Consider the following 6,587-nt stretch of genomic DNA (forward strand, 5'->3'; position numbering starts at 1 on the left):
CCCCGTCGTCGCCCCAGCCCGATCTGGAGGCGATGCTCGCAGCGGCCCGCCCGGGCGGCCAGCCCGAAGGCCCGACCCGCTGCGGCCTGATCGCCATCGTCGGCCGTCCCAACGTCGGCAAGTCGACGCTGATGAACTCGCTGATCGGCCAGAAGGTCAGCATCACCTCGCGCAAGGCGCAGACGACGCGCCACCGCATCACCGGCATCGCCTCCGACGGCGACACGCAGTTCGTCTTCGTCGACACGCCCGGCTTCCAGACCCGCCACACCGTCAAGGGCACCGCGGCGCTGAACCGCAACCTGAACAAGACGGTGCAGTCGGTGCTGGGCGACGTGGACGTGGTGCTGTTCCTGGTCGACGCCGGCCGCTTCGGCCTGGACGACGCCAAGGTGCTGTCGCTGATCCCGAAGGGCAAGCCGGTCTTCCTGATCGCCAACAAGCTCGACCTGATCCACCGCCGCGCCGACCTGCTGCCCTGGCTCAAGCAGATGCAGGAGCGCCATCCGTTCACCGAGTTCGTGCCGCTGCAGGCCACCAAGCAGGCCGACACCGAGCGGCTGCTGGGCATCATCCGCCCCTACCTGCCTGAGCAGCCCTGGTTCTACGAGGCCGATGCGCTGACCGACCGCAGCGACAAGTTCCTCGCCGCCGAGCTGATCCGCGAGAAGCTCTTCCGCCTGACCGGCGACGAGCTGCCCTACACCTCGACCGTGCAGATCGACAAGTACGAGGAGGTCGAGGGCGGGCGCCTGAACCGCATCGCCGCGACCATCATCGTCGAGCGCGACGCGCACAAGGGCATGGTGATCGGCGAGAGCGGCGAGCGCCTCAAGCGCATCAGCACCGAGGCCCGCACCGAACTGGAGCGCCTGACCGGCAAGAAGGTCTTCCTGGAGGTCTGGGTCAAGGTGCGCTCCGGCTGGGCCGACGACGAGCACCGCCTGAAGAGCTACGGCTACGAGTGATCGGGTGGCCGTGAGCCGACGCGCCGCGCCGGCCGCGCTGGCCGCCTACGTGCTGCACCGCCACGACTGGAGCGAGTCCAGCCTGATCCTGGAGCTGTGGACGCGCGATCGCGGCCGCATCGCCGCGATCGCCAAGGGCGCCAAGCGGCCGCACTCGCAGCTGCGCAGCGTGCTGCTGCCCTTCCAGCGCCTGCAGATCGTGCTGGGCGGACGCGCCGAGCGCCGCGACGAGGCCGCGCCGCCCGAGATCCACCTGCTGCGCAGCGCCGAATGGGCCGGCGCGCTGCCCGACGGCCGCGGCGTGGCGGCGATGCCCTCGGGCGCGGCGCTGCTGGCCGGATTCCACCTCAACGAGCTGGTGATGCGCGCGCTGCAGCGCCACGATCCGCATCCGCGCCTGTTCGACGCCTACGCGCTGACGCTGCCGGCGCTCGACCGCGACGACGAGGCCGCCACCGCCGCGGCCCTGCGCGCCTTCGAGCTGGTGCTGCTGCGCGAATCGGGCGTGCTGCCCGAGCTCGGCCGGGTCACGCAGACGCAGCAGCCGGTCGAGCCCCAGGCCCGCCACGGCCTGCACGCCGAACGGGGCGTGACGCCGATCGACGGCGCCGGCGGCCTGTCCGGCGCGACGCTGCATGCGCTGGAGGCGGCGCTGGCCGCCGGCGATCTGGCCGCCCTGCGCCAGGCCTGCCGCGGCGCGCTGCCGGAGCTGCGCACGCTGCTGCGCGGCCTGCTTCACTATCATCTGGACACCTCGATGCTGCGCACCCGCGCGCTGATGGTCGAAATCCAGAAGCTGATCGGAACCCCTGCCCCACCATGAACCCTCTCGTCGCCCCCGAGGCCGGCCACCGTGGCAGCCGCACCGCGCTGTCGGTCAACCTGAACAAGGTCGCGCTGCTGCGCAACACCCGCCATCTCGGCATCCCCAGCGTCACGAAGGCCGCGCGCATCGTTCTGGAGGCCGGCGCGCAGGGCATCACCGTGCACCCGCGTCCGGACGAGCGCCACATCCGCGCCCACGACGTGCGCGATCTGGCCGAGCTGCTGAAGGACTGGCCTCAGGTCGAATACAACATCGAGGGCAACCCCTTCCACAACCTGATGGACGTGATCCGCGAGATCCGCCCGCACCAGGCCACCTTCGTGCCCGACACGGTCGGCCAGTTCACCTCCGACCACGGCTGGACCTTTCCCGCCGACCTCGAGCGGCTGGCGCCGGTGGTGGCCGAGACGAAGGCGCTGGGCGTGCGCGTGAGCCTCTTCATGGACCCGATCCCCGAGATGATGCGCGCCGCGCGCGAGGTCGGCGCCGACCGGGTCGAGCTCTACACCGAGGCCTACGCCAGCGCCTGGGGCACGCCGCGCCAGGCCGAGGAACTGGCGCGCTACCGCGCCGCCGCCGAGGCCGCGCTGGCCGCCGGCCTGGAGATCAACGCCGGCCATGACCTGAACCGCGACAACCTCGCCGATTTCCTGCGCGAGGTGCCGGGCGTGCAGGAGGTGTCGATCGGCCACGCGCTGGTCGCCGACGCGCTGGAGCTGGGCTACACGGAGACGATCCGCGACTACCAGCGCTGCATCCAGCGCGCCTTCGCGCCGCGCTGAGCATGGTCCACGGCATCGGCACCGACATCTGCGACATCCGCCGCATCCGCGCGGCGCTGCAGCGCCACGGCGAGCGCTTCGCCGAGAAGGTGCTCGGCCCGAACGAGATCGAGGTCTTCCGCGCCCGCCGGGCACGGGTCGAGGCCCGCGGCGTGGCCTACCTCGCCACCCGCTTCTCGGCCAAGGAAGCCTTCTCGAAGGCCATCGGCCTGGGCCTGCGCTCGCCGATGCGCTGGCGCGACTGCGAGACGCTCAACCGCCCCAGCGGCCAGCCCGAGATCCGCCTGCACGGCGCGCTGGCCGCCTGGTTCGACCAGCAGGGCCTCGTCGCCCATGTCAGCCTGACCGACGAGAGCGACTACGCCACCAGCTTCGTCGTCGTCGAGACCCGCCAACCCTGAGGCCCGTCCCCATGCCCACCCGCAAGAGCAGCAAGAAGAAATCCGACCTGCCCGCCCCCGAGCCCATCGTCCCGGCGCACGCGCCGGTCGTGCTCGATGTCGCCGGCCTGACGCTGAACGACGACGACCGCCGCCGCCTGGCGCATCCGCTCACCGGCGGCCTGATCCTGTTCGGCCGCAACTGGCAGGACCGCGCGCAGCTGACCCGGCTGGTGGCCGAGATCAAGTCGATCCGGCCCGACGTGGTGGTCTGCGTCGACCACGAGGGCGGCCGGGTGCAGCGCTTCCGCACCGACGGCTTCACCCACCTGCCGCCGATGCGCGCCTTCGGCGAGCGCTGGATGAACGACGCAGGCCAGGGCGAGGGCCACGGCGCGCTGACCGCCTGCGACATGACCTGCGCCGCCGGCCGGGTGCTGGCAGCCGAGCTGCGCGCCTGCGGCGTCGACCTGAGCTTCACGCCGGTGCTCGACCTGGACCACGGCCGCAGCGGCGTCATCGGCAACCGCGCCTTCCACCGCGACCCGCGGGTGGCCGCCACGCTGGCGCGCAGCCTGATGCAGGGCCTGCTGCAGGCCGGCATGGCCAACTGCGGCAAGCACTTTCCCGGCCACGGCTGGGCCGAGGCCGACAGCCATGTCGCGGTGCCGACCGACGAGCGCACGCTCGAGACGATCCTGACCGACGACGCCCGCCCCTACGAGTGGCTGTCGACCAGCCTGACCAGCGTGATGCCGGCGCATGTGATCTATCCGCAGGTCGACGCGCGGCCGGCGGGCTACTCGTCGCGCTGGCTGAACACGGTGCTGCGCGAGCAGCTCGGCTTCACCGGCGTGATCTTCAGCGACGACCTGAGCATGGAAGGCGCACGCCGCGTGCCCGGCGTGAAGGACGGCGCGGTGCTGAGCTACACCGAGGCCGCGACGCTGGCGCTGAGCGCCGGCTGCGACATGGTGCTGCTGTGCAACCAGTCGCTCGACGGCGGCCGCGCGGTCGACGAGCTGCTCGACGGCCTGCAGGCGGCCCTGGAGCGCGGCGAATGGCGCCAGAGCCCCGACAGCGAGGAGCGCCGCCTGGCGCTGCTGCCGCAGACCCCGCCGCTGACCTGGGACGAGCTGATGCACGACGCGCCCTACCGGCGCGCGCTGCAGCGGCTCGAGCCGCTGCTCTGAACGAAGCAGCCGATCCGGCTCAGGCCGCGCGGCGCAGCGCGGTGTAGGCCTCGCGCGCCAGCGCGCCGCCCTGCGCGCGCGTCTGCACATGGGCGGCGCGTTCGGCCGCCAGCTCCTCGCGCAGCGACTTCATCGCCTGGTAAGCCTCGCGGGCCAGCGCCGTCGACGCCCGGGCGGCCGTCTCGCCGGACTGCTGCAGCGCCTGCAGCCGACGCTCGCCGGCCTGATGGGCCGCCTGCACCGTCTCGAGCTGGCTCGAGAGCGCCGCGACCCGGGCCGCCTCCGCCTCGACCTGCGCCGACAGCGCCTCGGCGCGCTGCTGCAGCGACTGGCGCTCGCTGGCGGCGCGGGCCTGCTCCTCGCGCAGCACCGCCACCGCCGCCTCCGACTGGCGCCGGGTCTCGGCCAGACGCTGGTTCAGCGCATCCAGTTCGGCGCGGCTGGCGGCCTGGGCGCGCGTCAGCGCCGTCTGGCTCTCGCTCAGCGAAGCGGCCTGGGAGGCCCGATCCCGGCTTTCCCGGGCCTCGACCTCGGACTGCAGCGCCGCCATCTGGCGGGCGGCCTCGCCCCGGCCCTGGCCGCGGCCGATCCAGAAGCCGGCGGCAGCGGCCAGCAGGATGAACAACAGGCTTGTCACGGAAGATCCTCCATCGTCGGTGGGACGCGCGGGTCCAGGATCATTCCGGTTCCGCGCAGATGTCGGGGACCGACTTTAGGAGGCCTGCGGGGCCGCCACCACTCGCACAGACCCGCCCCGCGCGATGCCGCTGCTCCATGCCGGAACAGCCGGCACCCGGGGCGGTGTGCCGGACTCACGCGCTCGGCGCCTTCATCAGCCGCACGGCCTGAGCGACCCAGTTCTCGCGATAGACCCGCGAGCCGAAGTTCGGCAGCCGGTGCGCGACCCAGGCGAGTTCCTCCGGCCCCCAGCTGGCGATCTGCCAGAAATGCCAGACGCCCTGCGCATGCAGCCAGGCCTCGTTGACCGGACCGATGCCGTCGATGATCTTCAGATCGTCGACCGCGCCGCCGCTGCCGAGATCGACACGCGCAGGCGCCCGCCCCGCACCCGCCGCAAGCACCAGCCGCTCCAGCGCTTCCGGCGCGATCTGCGCCACCGGCGACACCGCCTCCGCCGCGGGCACCGGCCCGGCCAGCGCCTGCTCTCGGGCGGCGCGGCACGCGTCCAGCGCTGTGCCCAGCTCGGCGAGCTGCTGCTCGCGCTCGGCCAGCTGCGCCTCGATGCCGGCCCAGGCCTGCTCGTGCGCCTGCCGCTGCTCGCCCAAGGCCTGGGCCAGCGCACGCTGGCCCGACTCCGCCTCGTCGCCCAGCCGCAGCACCAGGGCCTCGATCCGCCCCTGCAGTTCGTCACGCTCGCCGACCAGCGCATCATGCGACTGAGTCAGCGCCTCGATCGAACGCGAGCGCTCGTGCGCCAGCGCACCGATGCGCGCCAGTTCAGCCTCCAGCTCGGCGCGCGCCTGCTCGGCCTGCGCCGCCGTCTCCGCGCTCACCGCCAGCCGCGACAGCAGATCGTCGCGCTCGCCAGCCAGCGCCTCACGTTCCCGCTCCTGGACCTGGATCGACTGCGCTCGCTCGTCCGCCAGCGCGCTGATCCGCGCCAGCTCGGCTTCCAGTTCGGCGCGCGCCTGCTCGGTCTGCGCTGCCGTGGCGGTCATGCCGTCGAGGCGCGACTGCACTTCGCCCAGCTCGTCGCTGTGCCGCTGCGATGCGAGCAGCGCGGCGGCAGCCGCCGAAGCCGCCGCGGCCATCGCACCCTGGCGCTCACCGGAAAGCGTTTCCTCGGTGGAGCTCAGGCGCGACTGCAGATCGTCGCGCTCTCCGACCAGCGCATCGCGGGCCTGCGTCAGTGCGGCGATCGACTGCGAGCGCTCGTCCGCCAGTGCGCTGATCCGCGCCAGCTCGGCTTCCAGATCGGCGCGCGCCTGCTCGGTCTGCGCTGCCGTGGCAGTCATGCCGTCGAGACGCGACTGCACTTCGCCCAGCTCGTCGCTGTGCTGCTGCGACGCGAGCAGCGCGGCGGCAGCCGCCGAAGCCGCCGCGGCCATCGCTCCCTGGCGCTCGCCAGAGAGCGTTTCTTCCGTGGAGGTCAGACGCGACTGCAGATCGTCACGCTCACCGACCAGCGTGTCGCGGGTCTGCGTCAGCGCAGCGATCGACTGCGAGCGCTCGTCCGCCAGTGCGTTGATCCGCGCCAGCTCGGCTTCCAGATCGACGCGCGCCTGCTCGGTCTGCGCTGCCGTGGCAATACTGGCGTCGAGGCGCGACTGCAGATCGTCGCGCTCACCGACCAGCGCATCGCGGGCCTGCGTCAGCGCGGCGATCGACTGCGAGCGCTCGTCCGCCAGCGCATTGATCCGCGCCAGCTCGGCTTCCAGATCGGCGCGTGCCTGCTCGGTCTGCGCTGCCGTGGCGGT

The 6,587-nt window shown here is 72.7% G+C and carries 7 protein-coding genes; 5 read left to right on the forward strand and 2 right to left on the reverse strand.

Annotated features, from left to right (window positions below):
- Positions 1 to 32: 32 nt before the first annotated feature.
- Genes era through nagZ form a run of 5 tightly spaced genes read left to right on the forward strand, consistent with a single transcriptional unit; the run spans position 33 to position 4,149 of the window.
- Positions 33 to 968 (forward strand): GTPase Era, encoded by a 936-nt coding sequence (era, locus tag HNQ01_RS15655; RefSeq protein WP_173806440.1) that lies wholly within the window; start codon positions 33 to 35, stop codon positions 966 to 968.
- A 10-nt stretch (positions 969 to 978) separates the two neighbouring features.
- Entirely contained in the window at positions 979 to 1,791 is an 813-nt protein-coding gene (recO, locus tag HNQ01_RS15660) for a DNA repair protein RecO (protein WP_173806357.1), read from the forward strand.
- The gene (locus tag HNQ01_RS15665) at positions 1,788 to 2,576 is read left to right on the forward strand and encodes a pyridoxine 5'-phosphate synthase (RefSeq protein ID WP_173806358.1); all 789 of its coding nucleotides are present in this window, start codon (positions 1,788 to 1,790) and stop codon (positions 2,574 to 2,576) included. Before recO ends, HNQ01_RS15665 begins: the two co-directional genes overlap by 4 nt.
- Positions 2,577 to 2,578: 2 nt before the next feature.
- On the forward strand, positions 2,579 to 2,977 hold the full coding sequence (gene acpS, locus HNQ01_RS15670) for a holo-ACP synthase (protein ID WP_173806359.1): 399 nt from the start codon (positions 2,579 to 2,581) through the stop codon (positions 2,975 to 2,977).
- Between the two features lie 11 nt (positions 2,978 to 2,988).
- Positions 2,989 to 4,149 carry a beta-N-acetylhexosaminidase gene (gene nagZ / locus HNQ01_RS15675; RefSeq protein ID WP_173806360.1) on the forward strand — a complete coding sequence of 387 codons (1,161 nt, stop codon included), beginning with the start codon at positions 2,989 to 2,991 and terminating at the stop codon, positions 4,147 to 4,149.
- Positions 4,150 to 4,168: 19 nt separating this feature from the next.
- On the opposite strand, the gene HNQ01_RS15680 is transcribed toward nagZ, so the two are convergent.
- Together HNQ01_RS15680 and HNQ01_RS15685 are read right to left on the reverse strand one after the other, a co-directional pair.
- Complete coding sequence (locus HNQ01_RS15680) at positions 4,169 to 4,786, reverse strand: hypothetical protein (RefSeq protein WP_173806361.1); 618 nt, start codon at positions 4,784 to 4,786, stop codon at positions 4,169 to 4,171.
- 175 nt (positions 4,787 to 4,961) lie between these two features.
- Positions 4,962 to 6,587, reverse strand: a 1,626-nt coding sequence (locus HNQ01_RS15685) for a hypothetical protein (protein ID WP_173806362.1), incomplete at its 5' end; no start/stop codon positions are given.

Source organism: Sphaerotilus uruguayifluvii (genome assembly GCF_013294065.1).
GTDB lineage: Bacteria > Pseudomonadota > Gammaproteobacteria > Burkholderiales > Burkholderiaceae_C > Sphaerotilus > Sphaerotilus uruguayifluvii.

Bases quoted from the DNA above. Each gene is read 5' to 3' on its own strand.
- acpS (WP_173806359.1), top strand. From the start codon at position 2,579: ATGGTCCACGGCATCGGCACCGACATCTGCGACATCCGCCGCATCCGC.
- nagZ (WP_173806360.1), top strand. From the start codon at position 2,989: ATGCCCACCCGCAAGAGCAGCAAGAAGAAATCCGACCTGCCCGCCCCC.
- HNQ01_RS15665 (WP_173806358.1), top strand. From the start codon at position 1,788: ATGAACCCTCTCGTCGCCCCCGAGGCCGGCCACCGTGGCAGCCGCACC.
- era (WP_173806440.1), top strand. From the start codon at position 33: ATGCTCGCAGCGGCCCGCCCGGGCGGCCAGCCCGAAGGCCCGACCCGC.